This window comes from Streptomyces sp. NPDC059248, from assembly GCF_042753905.1.
Lineage (GTDB): Bacteria > Actinomycetota > Actinomycetes > Streptomycetales > Streptomycetaceae > Streptomyces.
In genome coordinates this window covers 1-21594 of sequence record NZ_JBHYZV010000103.1, presented here as the reverse complement: position 1 = coordinate 21594, position 21594 = coordinate 1, and the positions used below count along the sequence as shown (strand labels likewise).

Below are 21594 nucleotides of genomic sequence, written 5' to 3'. Positions count from 1 at the left end.
GTACGTATTTGTTTATCCGAGCCAGCGGCCGCGGGGTGCCGGGGTGGGTGTGGGGCCCGTACGCGACCGTTCGCGTACGGGCCCCACACGCGTACGGGCCCACGCGCCCGCCCGCCGGGTCAGTCGCGGCCCGCCACCCGCGCCCTGAGGCGCTCGTGGCGCTGCCGGGCGGCCTGGGTGCTGCCGAGCCCGAGGCCGAAGGCGATCTCCTGCCAGGTGAGCCCGCGCCCGTGGGCGACGGCCAGCAGCGACTCCTCCAGCACGTCCAGATCGCCGCGCGCCCGGGCGACCAGGGAGAGGGCGGCCACGAGATCGCTCCGGTCCACCTCCGGCTCCCCCTCGTCCAGCAGCCCCGGATTGGCGGCCAGGGCCACCGTCAGCGCCACCGCCTCGTGCGGGGTCACCATCGGCTGGTTCACATGGCGGCGGCGCCGGGGCCCGGTCGCGGCATGGCGTTCGTCGATCCTCACCAGGGCGGCGAACTCGCGGGCGGCCCGCGCCGCGGCGGGCTCGGCCGGGCTGAAGACATCGGGGGTCGTACCGGCGGACTCGTTCATGACACGGACCGTACGTGCCCGCACCCCCACCCGTCAACGCTTTATTGCCAATGAAGCATTGTGAACAACTTGTTCACTTCGAGAGCCGCGAAAAGCCGCCCCGGACCTCCGGGGCGGCCTCTCGTGACGACGGCGGCCGGCGAACGGCGGGCCGGTCAGCCCAGCCGGATACTCGCCGCTATCGGCAAATGGTCACTGTCCGTACGCGGCAAGGTCCACGACGCCACCGGCTCCACACCCTTCACCATGATCTGGTCGATCCTGGCCATCGGGAACGACGCGGGCCAGCTGAAGCCGAACCCGTCGCCCGCCGCGCCCTGCGTGGACCGCATCTGCGAGGTGACCGCCCGTAGCGCCCGGTCGTTCATCGTGCCGTTGAGATCCCCCAGCAGCACCACCTGGCTCACCTCCTCCAGCGCGATCGCCTCACCGAGCGCGTCCGCGCTCTTGTCGCGCTCGTTGGCCGTGAACCCGGCGTTCATCTTGACCCGCACGGACGGCATATGGGCCACGTAGACCGCGACTTCACCCCGGGGAGTGGTGACCGTGGCGCGCATCGCCCGGGTCCACCCCATCCGGATGTCGACCGGCTTGACGGCCTTCAGCGGATACTTGCTCCACAACCCGACCGTGCCCTGCACCGAGTGGTACTTGTACGTACCGGCCAGCGCCCGCCGGTACGAGTCCACCTGCCCGTGCGCCAGCTCCTGCAACGCCAGAACGTCCGCGCCCGCCCCGGCCACCTCACGGGCCGTGCCCTCGGGGTCGGGATTCCCCGCGTTGACGTTATGGGTGGCGACCGTCAGATCGCCACCGCCCGACGACTTGTCCGTGATCAGCCCGCCGAAGAGGTTCAGCCAGACCGCGATCGGCAGCAACAGCGCCAGCAGCGCCGTCCCCGAGCGCCGCCACACCGCCGCCACCAGCAACGGCGGCACGGCGAACACCGCGAGCCACGGCAGGAACGTCTCCGACAGGGAACCCAGATTGCCTATCCGGTTGGGCACCTTCGCGTGCAGCGCCGTCAGCAGCGCGACGGCGACGGCGAGCCCGGCCAGCACCGCCCCGCGCCGCCACGGACCCCCGTCGCCGCGCCACGACCGGAACGGCCCCATGGTCCGCAGGCGCCGGAACCGGGATTCGGACCCGGCGACCGGTTGCCCCGGATCCTCCGGACCACCGCTCCCCGTCTCCGTCTTGTACGCCTGAACCATCCGTCGCCGTCCTCACTACCGCACTGCTTCTCGCGACTGCTTGCCGCCTCTCGCGCCGTCACGCGTCTCCGCGCCGTCACGCACCGGGCTCCGGCCCTGACACTAGGCGATGACGGTACTTCGTCCACCGCCCCGGGGCGGTCCTTCTTCACCCACGACGCCCCGCGCGGGCCCACCGGTTCCCGCATATCCCCCCAGGTGGGGACGGATCGCCGACCCCGAAGGCGACAGCGGCCCGGGCGCGCCGCCGGACGAGCCGCGCCCCGCCCTTTTCAGGGCGCGGCACGAAGTGCCACCATGGGGGTGATCCGGGGACGCCGTCAGGGCGCCACGAGATGACATAAGGAGCCGTAGGTCATGACGCTTCAGGCTGCCCAGAAAGCCGCCGACGACAGCGGAAGCACCAAAGACGTCAAGAACGTCACATCGCTGTACGGAGGCACGAGGACCCGCCGCATCACCGTCCACGACATCGCCGCCGCCAAGGAGCGCGGCGAGAAGTGGCCCATGCTCACCGCCTACGACGCGATGACGGCGTCCGTCTTCGACGAGGCCGGGATCCCGGTCATCCTCGTCGGGGACTCCATGGGCAACACCCACCTCGGCTACGACACGACCGTACCGGTCACCATGGACGAGATGACCCTCCTCTCGGCCGCCGTCGTACGGGGCACCTCCCGCGCCCTCGTCGTCGGCGACCTCCCGTTCGGCTCGTACCAGGAAGGCCCCGTCCAGGCGCTGCGTCACGCCACCCGGCTGGTCAAGGAGGCCGGCGTCGGCGCCGTGAAACTGGAAGGCGGCGAGCGGTCCGTACAGCAGACGGAACTGCTCGTACAGGCGGGCATCCCCGTGATGTCCCACCTCGGCCTCACCCCGCAGTCCGTCAACACCATGGGCTACCGGGTCCAGGGCCGCGGCGACGAAGCCGCCCACCGGCTGCTGCGAGACGCCAAAGCCGCCCAGGAAGCGGGCGCGTTCGCGCTCGTACTCGAACTCGTCCCGGCCGAACTCGCCGCCGAGGTCACCCGATCCCTCCACATCCCGACCATCGGCATCGGAGCCGGAGCGGGCACCGACGCGCAAGTCCTCGTCTGGACCGACATGGCGGGCCTGACCAGCGGCAAGGTGCCCCGGTTCACCAAGAAGTACGCCAACCTGCGACAGACCCTGGGCGACGCGGCGAAGGCCTTCGCGGACGACGTCGCAGGCGGAACGTTCCCGCAAGAACAGCACACCTTCCACTGAGCCCCCTTTTCTGAGGGCTCGGTTCGCCTCCGGGGCGCTTAAGCCGTGTTCTTCAGTCGACCGTGCTCGGCCACTCGTTCCTCGCGGCCTGCGCGCGCTCTCCTTCCAGACCACGACGCGCCCCTTCGGCTCACTCGCCGTCCCGGGGTGAGACCGCCCGGTACCAGCAGGCCCGGGCGCGCGCTCTCCTTCCAGACCACGACGCGCCCCTTCGGCTCACTCGCCGTCCCGGGGCGAGGCTGCCGAGTCATCGGGACCACGACGCGGCCCCTGGGCGGGGGTACTCGGTTCCCTCTGAGTATTGACCATCTCGGTACGGACGACAGCCCGCCGATCCTCCCCCGTCGGCGGGCTGTCGGCCGCTTGTCGGTGGGCTGTCGGTGAGTTGTCGGTGGTGCCCGTCATCGTGGACGGCATGACGCTCATCGAAGAAACCCCGGGCCCCGCCGGAGGTATCGCCGTCGAGGTGCGGGGGCTGGTCAAGCACTACGGCGCGACCAAAGCACTCGACGGGGTGGACCTCGACGTCCGCGAAGGCACCGTCCTCGGGGTACTCGGCCCCAACGGCGCGGGCAAGACCACCCTCGTACGCTGCCTCTCCACCCTGATCAAGCCGGACGCCGGAACCGCGACCGTCGCGGGCTACGACGTGGTCCGCCAGCCCCGGTCGCTCCGCCGGGTCATCGGCCTCACCGGCCAGTACGCCTCCGTGGACGAGAAACTGCCCGGCTGGGAGAACCTCTACATGATCGGGCGGCTGCTCGATCTGCCCCGCAGGGCCGCCCGGGAACGCGCCGACGAACTCCTGGAGCGGTTCTCCCTCACCGAAGCCGGGCGGCGGGCCACGGCCACGTACTCCGGCGGTATGCGGCGCCGCCTCGACCTGGCCGCCTCCATGGTCGGACGGCCCTCGGTGCTCTATCTGGACGAGCCCACCACGGGACTCGACCCGCGGACCCGCAACGAGGTCTGGGAAGAGGTACGGACCATGGTCGGCGAGGGGACGACCGTCCTGCTCACCACCCAGTACATGGAAGAGGCCGAGCAACTCGCCCACGAACTGACCGTGATCGACCGCGGCCGGGTCGTCGCCCAGGGCGGGGTGAGCCAGCTGAAGGCCCGCGTCGGCGGCCGCACCCTGGAGATCACCCCCGTGGACCCGGCGGATCTGACCCCGATGGCACGGGCGCTCGCCGAGACCGGACTCGACGGCGTCAGCGGCTCCACCGTGGCCGCCGGCGGGACCGCCCTGCATGTACCGCTCCTGGCGGACGCCCAGCTCACCGCCGTGATCGGGGTCCTCGCCGACCGCGGCTTCGACATCGCCGACATCGGCACCCAACTGCCCAGTCTCGACGAAGTGTTCCTCGCCATCACCGGCGCGCCCGCGAGCACGCCGGAACAGATCGAAGGCCAGGACGACAGCGGTGCCGCAGGCGGCACCGCGGCAAGCAAGGAAAGCAGGGCGGCGGCATGAGCACCGAAACGCGTACGACCACGGGCCCCGGCCGCGGCCCGGCAGTCACGACGACGAAGAAGACGGCGAAGGCCGCGGCGGGCCGGCGGGCGGCCGAACTCGTGGACGAGGGCCGGATCTCCCCCCGCGCCCACCTCCGCCACATAGGGGCGCTCGCCCGCCGCAACGTCCTCCAGATCAGAAACGATCCGGAGTCCATGTTCGACGTCCTGCTGATGCCCATCGTCTTCACCCTGCTGTTCGTCTACGTCTTCGGCGGCGCGATCTCCGGCAAGGGCAATCAGGACGACTACGTCAACTACGTCGTCCCCGGCCTGATGGCGATGATGGGCATGAACATCGCCATGGCCGTCGGCACCGGCGTGAACGACGACTTCAAGAAGGGCGTGATGGACCGCTTCCGGTCCATGCCGATCGCCCGCTCGTCGGTCCTCATCGCGAAGATCACCGTCGAGGTCGGCCGGATGCTGATCGCGATGCTGATCCTGCTGGGGATGGGCTTCCTGCTCGGCATGGAGGTCAAGACGTCGGTCTTCGAGGTCGTGGCGGCCATGGGACTCTCCGTGCTCTTCGGCGCGTCCCTGATGTGGATCTTCATCCTGCTGGGCATCGCCATGCAGACCCCGCAGGCCGTCCAGGGCATGGCGATGATCGTCCTGATGCCGCTCCAGTTCGGCTCGTCCATCTTCGCCCCGCCGGACACGATGCCCGGCTGGCTGGAGACGTTCACCGAGTACAACCCGCTGTCCAATCTGGCGGACGCGGCCCGGGCGCTCATCGACGGCGGCCCGGTCGCCGAGGCCCTGTGGATGACCGTCGGCTGGAGCATCGTCATCACCGCCGTGACCGCGCCGATCGCCGTCGCCAAGTTCCGCGACAAGACCTGACCGGCGACCTCGTCGCGCCCGGGTCACAGCCCGGCGGCGGCCTCCTCGACCGAGAGGAGGCCGCCGCTCCCGTACGCCTCCGTGAACGCGTCGTCCCCCAGCGCCGCCCGCAGCTCCGCCTCCACGCCCAGCCGGGCGTCCAGCTCCCACCCCGACCGCGGACGCGCGCCCCCCGGGCGCCGCGCGTCGGCCGCCGCGAGCAGGAGGACGGCCTCCCTCACCCGCTCCGGCCTGGCGGCGGCCAGCGTGCCGGCGACCGTCACGGCGTGGGCCGCGACGAGCTGCGGGGCGACCGTGGCGCACAGCGGCTGCATCGCCGCCCGCAGCGCGCCGACGGCCCCGGCCAGCGCGTCGCGGTGCCGCCCGTCGAGATGGTCGAGCCAGGCCACATACCCCTGCACCATCCCCTCGAAGACCAGCAGCATGCTGCCGCCGAACAGGTCCACCACCCCGCCCAGCAGCGACCGGGCCTCGTCCCGTCGCCCGGTGCGCCCCAGCCACAGGCCCAGCAGGATCCGGGAGACCGCGTTGGCCTCGTGGATCCGGTCCCCCTGGGCCTCGACGACCTCCCGGAGGATGGTCTCGCCACGGACGGCCTCCGCTCCGCCCAGCTCCGTCAGGGCCGCGCCGTACCGGGCCCGCAGCAGGGCGACCTGACCGTCGGCGCCGACGCGTCCGGCGTGCCCGACGGCGGCGTGGAAGTCCTCGGCGGCCCCGGCGTGGTCGCCGCGCTGCTCACGTGCCTCCGCGCGCGCCGACAGCGCCTCCGCGGTGCCCCAGACGTCACCGAGCCTGGTGAAGATCTCCAGCGCCTCGTCGGCGTCGCCGAGGGCGTCACCGGTCCAGGTGCCCTCGTTGGCGACGATGCCGGCCCGCATCTGGACGACGCTCGCCAGCTCCCACTCGTAGCCGGACTCCCGGCAGGCCCGGACCGTGACGTCGAAGACCTCCCGCAGCCGCTCCAGATCCCCGGTGAGCAGGACGCCGAAGAACCACATACTGGCGGGATAGCGGCAGAGCTGCGGCAGCCCCGGCCGGTAGACCTCGGTGACCCGGCGCAGCCGGGCCAGCTGCTCGGGCGAGGTCCAGACGTCGGCGTCGCGGCTGGCGCTGACGATCCGCAGCAGCTCGTTGGCGCGCCGGGCCTCGGCGAGCTGCGGGGCCGCCTTCGGCGGCGGGGTGTCGGTGAACCGTTCCGGTACGGGTCCGGCGGGCGGGGTGCCGGGCGCGAAGGGGTCGGGGCCCAGTTCCCGGGTGGCGGTGCTCCAGTGGTGGCTCTCCGACCGCAGGTCCTTCAACTGCCAGTACCAGGCCAGGGACATCACCAGGCACAGCGCCTCCTCCTCGTCGCGGGCGGCGACGGCCCGGCGGAGGGCGGTGCGCAGATTCTCGTACTCCTGGTGGAGCAGGCGCAGGGCGGCGAGTTGACGCGGGCCGCGCAGCAGGGGGTCGGTGGTCCGGGCGAGTTCGCGGAAGTGGACGAGGTGTCGGTGTTGGACGGTGTCCCGTTCCCCGGCATCGGCGAGCCGTTCGGCGGCGTACTCGGCGACCGTTTCGAGGAGGCGGTAGCGCATCACGGACCCGTCGGGGCCGTCGGAGGGCTCGGCGACGACCAGCGACTTGTCGATGAGGGAGCCGAGGACGGCGAGCACGTCGGGCGGGCCGGTGCCGCTGTCGGGTCCGCAGACGGCTTCGGCGGCCAGGGCGTCGCAGCCGCCGGCGAAGACGGAGAGACGGCGCAGGACGGTGCGTTCGGCGTGGTCGAGGAGGTCCCAGGACCAGTCGACGACGGCGCGCAGGGTCTGCTGTCTGGGCAGTACGGTACGGGCTCCGCCGGTCAGCAGCCGGAACCGGTCGTCGAGGCGGTCCGCGATCTGGCGCGGGGTCAGCATCCGCAGCCGGGCCGCCGCCAGCTCGATCGCCAGCGGCAACCCGTCGAGACGCCGGCAGATCTCCGCACACGCCTCCCCGTCCACCCCCGGAACGAACCCCGGCACCGCCGCCGCACCCCGCTCCCCCAGCAACCGCAGCGCCGCCCCCGGCGCCAGCGGACCCACCGGCCGCACCACCTCCCCCGGCACCCCCAACGGCTCCCTACTCGTCGCCAGCACCGACACCCCCGCACACCCCTCCAGCACCCGCTCCACCACCGAAGCCGCCGCCCCCACCACATGCTCACAGTTGTCGACGATCAGCAGCATGCGGCCGCGTCCACAGTGCTCGATCAGCCGGAGCACCGGGTCGTCGGAGGAGAGTTCGGCGGCCCGCAGCTCCTCTGCTCCGGCGCCGCGCAGCACGGTCTGGCGGGCGCCGAGGGCGGAGAGGAGGGCTTCGGGGACGTTGCGCGGGTCGTCCACGGGGGCGAGTTCGATCAGCCATACGCCGTCGGGGTACTCCCCGGCGGTCCGCGCGCCGACCTCCTGGGAGAGCCGGGTCTTGCCCGCGCCGCCGGTGCCGAGCAGGGTGACGAGCCGGGCGCCGCGCAGATCGGCGCGGAGGGCGCCGATGTCGTCCTCCCGGCCGACGAAGGAGGTGAGCCGGGCCCGCAGATTGCCGGGGTGCGGCGGGGAATGCGCGGTACGGCTGCCGCCCCGGTCCGGGACCGGTCGCGGCTCAGGGCCGGGGTCCCGCGCCCGCTCGGGGCTGAGCAACTCCTCGTACAGCCGTCGCAGTTCCGGTCCGGGGTCGGTCCCGAGCCGGTCGGCGAGCCGGGTGCGGAACTCCTCGTACGCGGTCAGCGCCTCCGCGGGCCGCCCGGCTGCCCGCAGGGCGCGGACGGACAGGGCGTGCAGCGGCTCGTCCAGCGGTGCCCCGGCGCGGGCCGAGGCCAGTTCCGGCAGGCATTCCTCGGCCCGGCCGAGGGCGACGAGGGCGGCGAGCCGGTCCCGTACGGCCGTCCGGCGGCGGGTGTCCGCGCGGGTGGACTCGGCCCCCGCGTCGGGGAGGTCGGCGAGCGCCGGGCCGCGCCAGAGCGCCAGCGCCGCGTCGAGAACGGCCTGGGCCTTCGCCGGATCGCCGTCCGCCAGGGCGGCCGCGCCCTCGCCCGCGAGCCGGGTGAAGCGGTGCAGATCGACGTCGTCGGGGTCGGCGGCCAGCCGGTAGCCGCCCCCGTCGGCGGCCGAGACGACGGCGTCGGCGCCGATCGCCCGGCGCAGCCTTCCGACGAGGGCCTGGAGGGCGCCGGTGGCGTCGGCCGGCGGCTCGCCCGCCCAGACCTCGTCGACGAGGGCCCCGACGGGCACGGCTCGTCCGGCGCGCAGGGCCAGCACACCGAGCAGCGCGCGCAGCCGGGCGCCGCCGAGCGGTACGGGTGTGCCGTCGTCGCGATGGACCTGGGTCGTGCCGAGTACGGAGTAACGCACCCGGCCATTGTCCCCGTACTCCCGCCCGGATCGGGCCGGGGTGGCGGAACCCGGGGCGTCGCCCGGTCGTTCACCCCGTACCGGCGAGTACGTTCGGTCATCACACCGTCACGCCTCCGGAGCCGCGCCATGAGCAGTCCGACCGCCCCGTCCCGCCGGGTGAGCCCCGTCTTCCTCGGCATCGTCGCGATCGGCGTGGTGTCGGGGTGGGCGGTGTGGACGGACCGGCTGCCGACGCCCGGGATCGGCGTCTTCGTCTTCGTCACCGCCGCGTGGGTGGTATCGCTCTGCCTGCACGAGTACGCGCATGCCCGCACCGCCCTGCACAGCGGCGATGTCACGATCGTCGACAAGGGGTATCTCACCCTCAATCCCCTGGCCTATACGCATGCGCTGACCAGTGTGATCCTGCCGGTCCTCTTCGTCGTCCTGGGCGGTATCGGCCTGCCCGGCGGCGCGGTGTTCATCGAGCGCGGCCGGATCCGGGGCCGCTGGCGGCACAGTCTGATCTCGGCGGCGGGCCCGCTGACGAACGCGTTGTTCGCGGTGGTGTGCACGGCCCCGTTCTGGCTCGGCGGCCTCGACGGCGTTCCCGTGCTGTTCCAGTTCGCCCTGGGCTTTCTGGCGCTGCTCCAGGTGACGGCGGCGATCCTCAACTTCCTGCCGGTTCCGGGGCTGGACGGCTACGGCGTGATCGAGCCCTGGCTCTCCCCGGCCGCCCGCCGCCGGGTCGCGCCCGTGGCGCCGTACGGACTGCTGGTCGTCTTCGCCCTGCTGTTCTTCGTCCCCGAGGTGAACCGGGCCTTCTTCGACCTGGTCGACGCGATCCTGCGGGGACTGGGCGTGGGCGATCCGGAGACGGCCTGCGGGTACGACTTCTACCGCTTCTGGCAGTCGGAGTCGGTGGTGTGCGAGAGCCTGGTGTAGGCCGCCCCGGCGCATCACCTCCGGGAAGAGGGCCGGCCCCCGCGCCGGACGGACGCGGGGGCCGGTTTCGCACCAGGGCGGGACCGGGGGTTATCCCAGCGCCTTCTTGCTGCCCCAGTCGGTGGTGATGACGGTGATCGGAGTGCCGCCGAAGGCGGGCTTGTTCGGGTAGAAGAGGACCTTGCCGCCATTGGTGGTCCCGGTGATCGCCCAGATGTCGGGGATGCCGTCGCCGTTGACGTCCGGGGTGCCGGTCATCAGCGGGATACCGGTCGGGGTCCAGCCGGTGCCGTATTCGGCGTCGAGTCCGGTGAGGGAGTTCGCGGCGCTGGCGAGGGACGTCAGCAGGGTGCCGCCCGTCGCCGGGTCGGGCTTGCCGTGGCGCAGCAGGAGCCGGTTGCTGTCGAACGACCGGTAGACCAGGTCGACCGCGCCGTTCTTGTCGTGGTCGCCGACCGAGACGAGGTCGCGGTTGGTCCACGCGGTCGAGCTGAGCCGGATCGCGCTGTCGAACGCGACGCCCGTGTAGCCGGTGAACACCCACAGGGCGTCGCCCACGGTGGCGAAGACCTCGGGGTGCTTGTCGTCGGTGATGTCGCCGACGGCCAGGATCTGGGTGATGGCGGAGGTCGCGGGCGCGCCCGCGGGCATCTGCACCTCGACGCGCTTGGTGACGTCGACGCTGCCGTAGCCGTCGCCCCGGTAGACGTAGAGCTTGCCGTCGGGCATCCGGGCGACCAGGTCCTGGACTCCGTCGCCGCCCACGAAGTCACCGTTATGGGTGATCAGCGCCGGGTTGTTCCCGTTGGCGTCGACCCAGTGGTAGCCGTAGTCGGGCTTGCCGTCCTCGTTCTCGTCCAGCTCGATGGCCTTGCCGTCGTCGTGCGCGGCCAGGAGGGATGTGTGGAGGTCGCCGGTCTTCTCGGCCGGGTAGAGCCGCAGATCGCCGGTGGCGTCGATGACGTAGAGGTCGGGGATGCCGTCACCGGTGACGTCGCCCGGGGAGTCGTTCTTGTCGCGGGGGGTGACGTAGTGGAGGTACTTGGTGGCGGTGACCGACCGGTTGCCCGCCGCGTCCGTGGCCTTCACATAGAGGATGTTCGGCCCGGCGTTGGGCGGGTTCAGCGTGATGCCCGCAGCGCCCTGGGCGACGGTGGCGCTGCGTTCCTCGACGTACGACTCGCGGTTGAAGGACCAGTAGAACTTCGTCGTCCCGGTGCCGCCGGTGGCGGCGGGCTTGATGATGTACTTGCCCGCGGTCCCGAACGGCTTCTCGCTCCACTTGCCGCCGTTGCCGTCGTCCTCGGGGAAGTCGGCGGAGGACACGTCCGGTGAGGCGGGCGCCGAGCTGTCGTAGACGAATCCGCAGCTCACGGTGCCGGGCGGGGCGTAGGTGGAGGAGACGTCCTCGTGGTCGACGGCCTTCACATGCCAGTAGTACGTCCGGCCGTTGACGAACTTGGACTTGTCGATGGTGAAATCGGCCTTGCCGGAGGTGGGCCGGGTGGAGTTCTCGACCGTGACCTTGGTGCTGCCGTTGAGGTACCACACCTGGAAGTACAGGGACGCCAGGTCGCCGTCGGGGTCGGAGCTGCCGGCTGCGAAGTTCAGATTCCCCAGGCCGTACTGGGTGTACGGGCTGCTGGTGTCGCACGCCTTGGTGTTGACGGTGAGCCCGGTGGGCTCCTTGGGCGGCCGGGTGTACGTCACGTCGAGCCGGGGCGCCGGCTGCCCCTCGGCGGCGAACTTCTTCCAGGAGTTGGCCGCCCCCGATGTCTTCGACTCGTTCTGGGCCTTCATCCGGATGACGATCTTCTTCTCGCCGTCCCCGGCGAGGACGTCCCGGGCGATGGTCCTGGCGTCGAAGGTGACATTGGCGTCGGGGCAGGACGAGTTCCAGCCGTGCGCGAAGGACTTGGTGCCGATATGCGCCTTGGTGGGCGGCTGGTTGTCCCAGGTGGTGGCGGAGGAGATGTCCTCGGTCTGGTGGACGTCCATCGCCGACGGGGTGCACGACCAGGAGTAGGTCTCCCGGAAGACGAACTCGGCCTTGGAGATATTGGCGCCCTTGATGCTGCTCTTCCAGGTGATCCGGTAGTAGGACCGGGAGAGTCCGCCGGTGGTGGACTCGAAGCCGACCCGGCCCTCGGTGGTGCCGGAGTTGAAGTTGGCCCCGTCCCAGAAGCTGGTGTCCCGGTACCGCTCGTAGGCGGTGGTCCAGGCCGCCGTCTTGCCGTACAGCGGCGGGTCGATGAAGACCGGGTAGACGGTGTCCTTCCCGGTCAGCAGCCCCTTGTCGGGGGTGACGGAGAGCACGGCCGAGGTGCTGCCGCCGCCGGTGAGTTCGGCGTCGGCGGGTGCGCGGCGGGTTCCGATCTGAGGTCCGAGCAGGCCGCTCAGCCCGAAGGTCCCCTCGGCCTTCGCGCTCTTGTCCAGCGGCGGCTCGCCCTGAGTGACGGCCGGCTTGCCGCTGGAGTCCCACATGAAGGGGCTCGGGGAGCCGCCGACCTCGTTGCCCTTGCCGTCCCGGACGGTGAGGACGTCGTTGGTGTCGTCGAGGGAGAACGTCAGCTCGGGCGATGTCAGCCGGTACGAGATCCTCGCCAGCGCCGGATCGGCCGCCGCCTCGGCGTTGTGCACCACCAGGACATGGGTGAACCCGGTGTCCCGCGCGGTCAGCAGCAGATCGACGTCCTTGAGGACGTTCCGGTAGAGCGCGGCGGCCCCGTCGATCTCGGGCTCCGGCAGCGGGCCGGGCCAGCCGACGGTGAGTTCCCGGCCGTCGGCGGTGAAGGTGGCCAGGTCGGTGTAGTCGGCCTCGGTCGTCTGCCGTGCGGCGCTCGCCAGTGGCAACCGGACATAGCCCCGGCTGCCGCGCTCCTCCGCGGACTTCTTTCCGCCCGAGTGGAAGACGACGCGATTCGACGTGGCCTTGGGGCGCCAGCCGCCCTCGGTCCGCTCCAGGGTGGTGTCGATGGGCTTCCACTTCCCGTCGACCCGGGCCCGGACGGGGGCCGAGTGGGCCGAGAGCCGGAACTTGCCGTCCGGCAGGGCGTACGTGGTCGAGGTCTCGTCCCGCAGGTCGAGTACCTCCACCGGCTTCCCGGTACGTATCGCCTTCTCCCGGGCCGCCTCCTCGTCCAGCGGCTCCCCGCCGGCGCCGGCCCGGTCGGCCCGGGCGGGCGGCTTCGCGGCCGAGGGCTCCGGCGCCGGCCCGTCGGGCATCAGCAGTGTGACACCGAGGGCGGCGGCCAGCAGGGCGGCCACCCCCGCCGTGGTGCGCCGGGGCAGCCCCCGGATGAGACGTGGACGTTCCACGGTGCTGGAATCCCCTCCCCTGGACGGCGATCGGTCCTGCCGCGGACACGGTCGTCCGGGCGCCGATCACCGTGATCGTTCTTCGCCTTCCTCTCCCGGGTCGAGGGCAGCACAAGGCTCTGACCAGGAGAGAGCGCGAGCCAGCATGGCTGATGAAGGCATTTTGTGCACTCCTTGTGATCACCACGCGGTGCTGTCCTCACAAATTTTTCAGATGAGTTTCGGAACCACGGAGGGCGTTCGGACGTTCTTCATGGCCGGACCGATTCATCGGGACCGGCAGCCGATCTCCCCCCAAATCGGGGCATCGATCGAGCCATTGCTGATGACTGATTCCCGATGATCCGGATGGCGGAACTCGCGGCCTTTTGCGGCCCGATGGGGCTTCTCGGCCGGTTTCCCCCCAGTAACCCATCACCGGGGTCCCTACACCTCATTCTCGATGACTCTTGTCACATCTGTGCAGGTCAGGCGTTTGACGGGTGATCATCCGCTGCCTCAGGATGCGGCGGATACAGACATGTCAGGGACGGGACAGGCCGCTTCGCGCTGCCCGAAAACTGATGCCGGATGGTTGGGGAGGACGGCGGCCGCCGTGGGGAAAACACTGTCGTGGAGTGGCCGGGGAAGACTCCCGGACACCAGAGCCGAGAGGAACCGCCGACTGCGCCTGCGCGCGGGCGTGATCACGGTGCTCTCACTCGCTCTGACCGTGAGTCTGGTACCGGGGGCGAGCGCGCTGCCCCCGCCGGTGGACAGGTCGGGGGTGAAACTGACCGCTGTGCCCGAGCCGAAACCGGTGCCGGGTGAGGACGGCGGGACCCTGGAGCGGCTGACGACGGCCGAGATCCCGACCGAGCCCGAGTTCGAGCCGAAGAAGACGGCGGCTCCGGCGGCGGTACCGCCCGCGGCCCGGACTCTGACCGGACTCACTCCGGGGCAGACGGTGCCGATCGGCACCACACCCCTCGAAGTCGGCGCGCCGCAGGGCGCGACGCCCGCCGAGGCGGCGGCGCTCGAAGGCAGCTGGCAGGTCGCCATGACCGACCCGGCGCAGACCGAGGCGCGGAACATCGAGGGCTTCGCCTTCACCATCACCCCGCCCGCCGGCGCCACCGGCAATGCCGTGGTGGCCCTGGACTACACCGAGTTCGCCGAGCTGTACGGCGCGAACTGGGCGGACCGGCTCAACATCCTCCAGTTCCCGGGCTGCTTCCTGACCACCCCGGACGTCGAGGCGTGCTCGGAGCCGGTCGAGGTCGGCACCCGTAACGTCGTCAAGCCCAAGACCGGTGACGCCGCCGGTGACCACGTCATGGACGGCGAGCGGCAGATCGAGGCGACCCTGAACGTCGCCACACTGACCGACCCGGCCGTCCCCCCGGCGACCGCGGCCCGGTCCGTGGCCGGGAAGTCCGCCGCGCCGATGACGGCCCGTACCGCGGCCGCCGCGGGCTCCTCCGTCCTGGTGGCCACCTCCAGCGGCAGCGGCGCCAAGGGCGACTTCTCGGCGTCCCCGCTCCCGAGCGCCGGCTCGTGGCAGGCGGGCAACAGCGCCGGGGCGTTCACCTACGCCTACCAGATGCAGGCGCCTTCGGTGCCCGCGGGTCCCTCCCCCGCTCTGGGCTTCGGCTACAACTCCCAGGCGGTCGACGGAGCCACATCGGCGACGAACAACCAGCCCTCGTGGGTCGGTGACGGCTGGGACTACAACCCGGGTTCGATCACCCGGACGTACCGTTCCTGCCGGGACGACCAGAAGGACGGCGTCAACAAGAAGAAGACGTCCGACCTCTGCTGGGGTTCGTACAACGCGGTCCTGAGCCTGGGCGGGTCGACCACCGAGCTGGTGCTCGACGACGACCATATGAAGCCGGGCGCCGCGGGCCCGCACTCCGACAAGTGGGTCACCGCCAACGGCGACGGCTCCAAGGTCGAGCTGATCAAGCGGTCCGGGACCAACGACCGCCACGAGGGCCAGGACTACTGGAAGGTCACCACCCGCGACGGTACGCAGTACTGGTTCGGCCGGCACAAGCTGCCCAACTGGGTCGAGGGCAAGGACACCACCAACTCGGTCCTGACCGTCCCCGTCTCGGGCAACCAGTTGGACGAGCCCTGCTACAACGCCACGTACGCCAACTCCTTCTGCTACCAGGCATGGCGCTGGAACCTCGACTACGTCGTCGACGTCCACGGCAACGCCATGTCCCTGTGGTGGAAGAAGGAGGAGAACCACTACGCGAAGAACTTCAAGTTCAAGGCGACGGTGGACTACGACCGCGGCGCCCATCTGCTGCGTATCGACTACGGCCAGCAGGAGAAGACCCTCTTCACCGCCGACCCGATCGCCCGGGTCTCCTTCGAGGTGCAGGAGCGCTGCTACACCGAGGACAGCATCAAGTGCACCGAGGAGAACTTCACCTCGGGCGACTGGGCGAAGAACCGGATCTGGTACGACACCCCGGCCGACCTGTACTGCTCGGGCGCCAAGGGCAAGGAGTGCTACGTCCCGGTGCCCAGCTTCTGGTCGCGCAAGCGGCTGGCTGCCGTGACCACCTGGGCCCAGCGCGTCCAGGGCTCCACGGCGCTGTCGAAGGTGGACAACTGGAAGCTCGACCAGTCCCTGCCGCACGAGAAGACCGACGAGGGCACGGCGCTCTGGCTGAAGTCCATCACCCGCACCGGCTACGGCGTGGGCGACCGCGAGGGCGTCCAGCTCAATCCGGTCACCTTCGTCTCCAACACCAAGTCCATGCCCAACCGGGTGAAGGAGATCATCCAGGAGGGCCCGGACAAGGGGAAGAAGGACACCAGCCCGGTCTTCGACCGGCTGCGGATCAGCCGGATCGTCAACGAGTACGGCGGCGAGACCCTCGTCACCTACCGGGATCCCACGGGCGCCTGTCTGGCCGGTGAGGGCTTCCCGAAGCCCGCGGAGAACACGGGCCTCTGCTTCCCCGCGTACTGGCATGTGGACCCGGACCAGTCCGACGAGTCCATCAGCTGGTTCAACAAGTACCTCGTCGCCAAGGTCGAGGAGTTGCCGAACGTCCGGGGCGTCGACCCGACGACCACGACGTACGAGTACGACGAGATCGACGCGGCCAAGCGCAAGGGCGCGGGCTGGGCGCTGAACCAGGCCGAGTTCTCCAAGAAGAAGACCCGGACCTACGACCAGTGGCGCGGCTACGAGATCGTGCGCACGGTCAGCGGCGCCGACTCCGCGCATCCGTACACCGGCTCCGAGCGGTCCATGACGGAGACCCGCTACTTCCGCGGGATGGACGGCGAGAAGCTCCCGGGCACGGGCGACCCGGTCCGTGACATCACGGTCAAGGACAGCAAGGGCGCCACCATCGCCAAGGACTCGCTGCCCTATCAGGGCCGCGTCGCCGAGACGATGACGTACACGAAGTACGGCGGAACCGTCCTCACCCGCGATGTCGACTACCCCACGCACAAGGTCCTGGCGACCCGCGCCCGCGGCGACGGCATTCCGGACCTGAAGGCGTACCGGGTACTGGAGAGCCACAGCATCACGGTGGCCCTGTCGTCGGGCACCCGGGTCGACTCGGACCCGGCCACCGACGACGACCCCCGGGGCGCCCGGACCGTACGGACCTCCACCAAGTACGAGGGCGAGTACGACCTGCCCTACGAGGTGGAGGTCCAGGGCGACACCGAGCGCACCGGCGACGAGTCGTGTTCACGCCTGGAGTACATCCACAACACCGGCAAGCACATGATCGGCCTGTCCAAGCAGGCCCTGACCACGGCCGGCCCCTGCCCGGCCGCCGGGACCGAGCCGCCCGCGTCGTCATGGGTCGCCGGCTCCCGGGTCGCCTACGACGGCCTGGGCTACGGCGCCGTTCCCACCGCGGGCCTGGCCACCACCACCTGGACGGTGAACAAGGACGGCGGCGGCTGGGACAAGGACGGCGAGGTCGGCTACGACACCCACGCGCGTCCGATCCGTACGGTCGACGCGGCGGGCAACGCCGGCACCACCGAGTACATCCCGGCCGAAGGCCAGGTCTACTCGGTGAAGACCGTCAACGCCAAGCTGCACGAATCCATCAGTGTGATCGAGCCCGGCCGGGCCACGGCGCTGAAGGAGACCGACCCCAACGGCCGGACGACGACGTTCGAGTACGACGGCCTGGGGCGGACGGTCGCGGCGTGGGGTCCCACCCACACGGCGGGGCAGCCGGGCGCCAAGTTCACCTACTACGCCAAGCCGGGCGACCCCGTATCGGTCAGGTCCGAGCTGCTGAAGGAGGGCGAGGGCTCCGAGTACGTCAGCTCCTACGCCTTCTACGACGGCCTGGGCCGCGAGCGGCAGAAGCAGGAGCAGGCGGTCGGCAAGGGCCGACTGGTAACGGACATCTTCTACGGTCCGAACGGCACGATCAGCCGGACCAACAACGCCTACTACGTCGAAGACGAACCGCGGTCGGTGATGTACGAGCCGGCGGACGCCTCCGACACCAAGATCCCGAACGCCACCCTCTACAAGTACGACGGCCTCGGCCGGGTCCTTCAGGAGACGCCGTACGAGGCGGGCACCGAGAAGCCCGAGAAGGCGACCCGTTCGCAGTTCGGCTACGACTACTCGGTGTCGATCGAGCCCAACGGCGCGGCCTCCCAGCGGACCTACAGTGACGCGCTGGGCCGCCTGGTCCGGGTGGACACCTTCACCGACCCCGCCCGTACCGCGTTCCGCTCCACCACCTTCAAGTACGACGTCCGCGGCGACATGGTCGAGGCCAGGGACCCGAAGGGCAACCTCTGGTCCTGGAGCTACGACGCCCGCGGCCGGCTGAAGTCCGCCACCGACCCGGACACCGGCACCAGCGGCACCGAGTACGACCTCGCCGACCGGCCCGTGGTCGCCACGGACGGCCGCGGGGTGAAGATCTGGACGAAGTACGACGCGCTCTCCCGCCCGCAGGAGGAGCGGCTCAACGACGACAAGGGCCCGCTGCTCCAGACCAACACCTACGACACGATCGCCGGAGCGGTCGGCCTCCCGGCGAGCTCCACCCGCTACACCGACAACCTCCCCTACACCAGTGAGATCACCGGCTACACCGCCGACTACCAGCCGACCGGCAAGAAGCTGACCCTGCCGGATACCGTCGCCACGGCCCACGGCCTGGAGCGGACCTACGCCTACGCCTTCGAGTACAACAAGGGCGGACAGCTCAAGCAGACCATGCTGCCCGCGGCCGGTTCACTGACCGCCGAGAAGATCATCACGCGCTACAACGCGGATGGTCTGCCGGTCTCCACCTCGGGCAAGGAGTGGTACACCACCGACGCGGAATACAGCGTCTACGGCCAGGTCGTCCGGACCGTCAGCGGCAGCAACCCCAACCGGGTGTGGACGACCAACATCTTCAACGAGAACAGCGGCGCGCTGGAGGAGTCCGTCGTCGACCGCCAGTCGACGAGCGACACCACGGCGGTGACCGGCACCCGGGTCAACTCCCGGACCTATTCGTACGACAACGCCGGCAACGTCACCTCGATCGCGGACCGCTGGAACTCGATCACCGACCGGCAGTGCTTCACCTACGACTCCCTCGGACAGCTGACCGAGGCCTGGACGGCGCCGATCCACTGCCAGGCACCGGCCATGCAGGGTGAGGCGCCCGAGTACCCGGACGGGACGAACAACGTCACCTCCGCGAACTCCGGCTACTGGCAGTCGTACACCTATGACGAGCTGGGCCAGCGCACCAAGCTGGTCAAGCACGACACCTCGGGTGACAAGACCAAGGACATCACCACCACCTACGGCTACGGCGGGGCGAACGGCACCCAGCCGCACACCCTGACCGGCACCTCCACCACCTACAAGACGGAGGCCGGGGCCCAGGTCACCAAGCCTTCCGTCCGTACCTACGACAAGGCCGGGAACATGGAGTCCCGGACCGACGGCGGTGTCGGCCAGACGCTGACCTGGACCTGGGACGGCAAGCCGGAGAAGATCACCGGCTTCGGCGAGGGCTCCGGTGCCTGGACCGGCTCCACCGGCAAGTGCCTCGATGTCGCGGGCGGCCTCACGGCCACGGGCACCGCGATCCAGCAGTACCTCTGCAACGGCAGCAAGGCGCAGAAGTTCCGGATCGACGCGACCGTCGCCGATCCCACCAAGGGCGCGCTGAAGGTTCTGGGCAAGTGCGTGGTGGCGCTCACCAACGGCAATGTGGTGCTCTCGGACTGCACCGGCACCGCCGCCCAGCACTGGACCGAGGTCGCCGACGGCAAGAAGCTCAAGCACCTCGGCACCAACAAGTGCCTGACCGCACCCGACGACAACAGCGGTACGGATCTCAAGGTCACCGACTGCGACACCACCGGCGGCGCGGCCCAGCAGTGGAAGCCGTCCGACGAGACTCGCTACATCTACGGTCCCGGCGGCCAGCGGCTGCTCGCGATCACCGCGAGCGAGACCACGCTCTACCTCGGCGACACCACCGTCGCCACCAGCGGCGGCCGTCCCTCGTACACCGAGCGGTACTACGCCCAGCCCGGCGCGCCCACCGTCATGCGCCATGTCCTGGGCAGCGCCACCAGCGAGCTGTCGGTTCAGATCACCGACCACAACGGCACGGCCAATATCAATGTGGCGCTGACGCCCGGGAACGCGGTCAAGTTCGCCAAGAAGGACCCCTTCGGGGTCGACCGCCAGGCGAGCCCCAACTGGCGGTCGCACAAGGGCTATGTCGGCGGTGACGACGACGCCTCGACCGGTCTCGTCCATCTCGGCGCCCGTGAGTACGAACCGGCCACCGGCCGCTTCATCTCCGTGGACCCGCTGATCGACATGGCCGACCCGATCCAGATCAACGGCTACTCCTACAGCGAGAACAGCCCGGTCACCTTCGCCGACCCGACCGGTCTCGTCTCCGCGGCCCAGGGCGGCGGCGGTGGCGGCGGCGGCTACAACGGCGACCAGTACGGCGGCCCCTCCAAGGGCGAGCTGTCCTGGGCCCAGCAGGAGCAGAACCGCTCCATGGGCAGCGTCATCGCGGACGCCGGATGGTCCCTGCTCAAGGGGCTCATCGGCTACGACGACATGGTCGCCTGCTTCTCCCGGGGCGATCTGTGGGCCTGCGGCAGCATGATCCTCGACGCCCTCCCGTGGAAGAGGGCGTTCAGCGCCGCCAAGCGGGTCTGGGACGCCGTCGGCAAGATCTCCAGTGCCATCTCCGCCTGGAAGAAGGCCCAGGAGAGGGCCCGCCAGATCATCGAGATGGCCCGAAAGGCCCAGGAAGCGGCGAGAAAGGCCGCCGAGGCCAAGAAGAAGGCGGCGGAGAAGGCCGCCCAGCTGAAGAAGAAGAAGGCCGAACAGGCCAAGCTGAGAGCGGCGAAGAAGGAGGCGCAGAAGACCGGAAACGCCGTACAGAAGGCGAAGAAGGTCGCGACCAAGAAGGCCGAGAGGCCGATCAACCGGGCGCGGCAGGCGGCCAAGAAGGAAGACGCGCCCAGCAAGAGCGGCAAGAGCGGATCCCGCAGCGGCGGCTCCAAGGAGAGCAGCGCGGGGCCCGGCTGCCGGAACCCCAACAACAGTTTCGTCCCCGGCACCCTCGTCCTGATGGCGGACGGGACCACGAAACCGATCGAAGAGGTCAGAAACGGCGACCGGGTCGTCGCCACCGATCCCGAGACCGGTGAGACGGCGGTCGAGACCGTCACCGCCGAGATCAAGGGCGAGGGCAGCAAGAACCTCGTCGAGGTCACCATCGACACCGACGGGACCAGGGGTTCGGCCACCGCGACGGTGACGGCCACGGACGGCCACCCGTTCTGGGTGCCCGAGCTGAGGGAGTGGGTCGACGCCACCGATCTGACGTCGGGCGACTGGCTCCGGACGGGCAACGGCACACTGGTCCGGATCACGGCGGTCGAACGGCACACCGCCGAGGCCACGGTCCACAACCTGACCGTCAGCGACCTCCACACGTACTACGTGATGGCGGCCGCGGCCCCGGTCCTCGTCCACAACTGCGGCAACCAGGCGGAGGCGGAGGAGGCGTACATCTACGCCGATCTCCTCCAGCAGGCGCGCTGGCGGGCCACGAACGAGACCATTCCCGGTGTGCGCGGGCTCCAGGGCCAGTTCGGGACGACGGCCCTGATCGGGGTCCGCAACCGGAACACCGGTGAGGTCTCGGTCCGTACCGCGGTGAACCACGACGGACCCGCTCCGGACAGTTGGCCGCAGTGGGCCAAGGACGCCTTCGTCCAGGGGCAGGGCCATGCGGAGGCGACCGTCGTCGGCAGTCTCGGAGCCAATGAGGAGATCGTGTTCGGCGCGGCCTCCCGCAATGTCTGCAACGGCTGCGAGTCGGCGTTGACCAAGGATCCGGACATCGTGCTCGGTGGAAGGGAGTTCCGCGGCGGTCCGGGTACCTCCCCGTACCGGATGTTCTGGCGGAAGGACTGACCGGAACGGTGCCTTCCTGGGGCACGTAGCATGCGCTGGTGCGCGCGGGCCCCCCCCCGCCCCCCCCCCCGCGAACCCACGACCGCACCAACAACACCCCCCCCCCGGACACGCCCGACCCCCCCACACCCAAACCCGACCCACAAGGT

At 70.5% G+C, this 21594-nt stretch carries 9 protein-coding genes; 5 read left to right on the top strand and 4 right to left on the bottom strand.

Annotated features, from left to right (window positions below; all coding sequences use genetic code 11):
• Positions 1–119: 119 nt before the first annotated feature.
• Entirely contained in the window at positions 120–557 is a 438-nt protein-coding gene (locus ACFXG1_RS29905) for a DNA-binding protein (RefSeq protein WP_384723828.1), read from the bottom strand.
• Positions 558–712: 155 nt separating this feature from the next.
• Positions 713–1672, bottom strand: coding sequence for an endonuclease/exonuclease/phosphatase family protein (locus ACFXG1_RS29900; protein WP_384745354.1), 960 nt, complete (start codon positions 1670–1672; stop codon positions 713–715).
• 456 nt (positions 1673–2128) lie between these two features.
• On the opposite strand from ACFXG1_RS29900, the gene panB reads away from it, so the two are divergent.
• The 3 genes from panB (at position 2129) to ACFXG1_RS29885 (ending at position 5380) form a co-directional block, all read left to right on the top strand.
• Complete coding sequence (panB, locus tag ACFXG1_RS29895; protein WP_384717942.1) at positions 2129–3016, top strand: 3-methyl-2-oxobutanoate hydroxymethyltransferase; 888 nt, start codon at positions 2129–2131, stop codon at positions 3014–3016.
• 415 nt (positions 3017–3431) lie between these two features.
• Positions 3432–4493 carry an ATP-binding cassette domain-containing protein gene (locus ACFXG1_RS29890; RefSeq protein ID WP_384722904.1) on the top strand — a complete coding sequence of 354 codons (1062 nt, stop codon included), beginning with the start codon at positions 3432–3434 and terminating at the stop codon, positions 4491–4493.
• Positions 4490–5380, top strand: a complete 891-nt coding sequence (locus tag ACFXG1_RS29885) for an ABC transporter permease (protein WP_384722901.1) — start codon at positions 4490–4492, stop codon at positions 5378–5380. Before ACFXG1_RS29890 ends, ACFXG1_RS29885 begins: the two co-directional genes overlap by 4 nt.
• A gap of 23 nt (positions 5381–5403) precedes the next feature.
• Here ACFXG1_RS29885 and ACFXG1_RS29880 read toward each other — a convergent pair whose 3' ends face one another.
• Complete coding sequence (locus ACFXG1_RS29880; RefSeq protein WP_384745351.1) at positions 5404–8742, bottom strand: BTAD domain-containing putative transcriptional regulator; 3339 nt, start codon at positions 8740–8742, stop codon at positions 5404–5406.
• Positions 8743–8871: 129 nt separating this feature from the next.
• On the opposite strand from ACFXG1_RS29880, the gene ACFXG1_RS29875 reads away from it, so the two are divergent.
• On the top strand, positions 8872–9669 hold the full coding sequence (locus tag ACFXG1_RS29875; RefSeq protein WP_384711013.1) for a site-2 protease family protein: 798 nt from the start codon (positions 8872–8874) through the stop codon (positions 9667–9669).
• Between the two features lie 90 nt (positions 9670–9759).
• Here ACFXG1_RS29875 and ACFXG1_RS29870 read toward each other — a convergent pair whose 3' ends face one another.
• Positions 9760–12987: a DNRLRE domain-containing protein gene (locus ACFXG1_RS29870; protein ID WP_384711009.1), complete on the bottom strand. Its 3228-nt coding sequence runs from the start codon at positions 12985–12987 to the stop codon at positions 9760–9762.
• 712 nt (positions 12988–13699) lie between these two features.
• Here ACFXG1_RS29870 and ACFXG1_RS29865 point away from each other — a divergent pair.
• Positions 13700–21445 (top strand): polymorphic toxin-type HINT domain-containing protein, encoded by a 7746-nt coding sequence (locus tag ACFXG1_RS29865; RefSeq protein ID WP_384745348.1) that lies wholly within the window; start codon positions 13700–13702, stop codon positions 21443–21445.
• Positions 21446–21594: the final 149 nt, after the last annotated feature.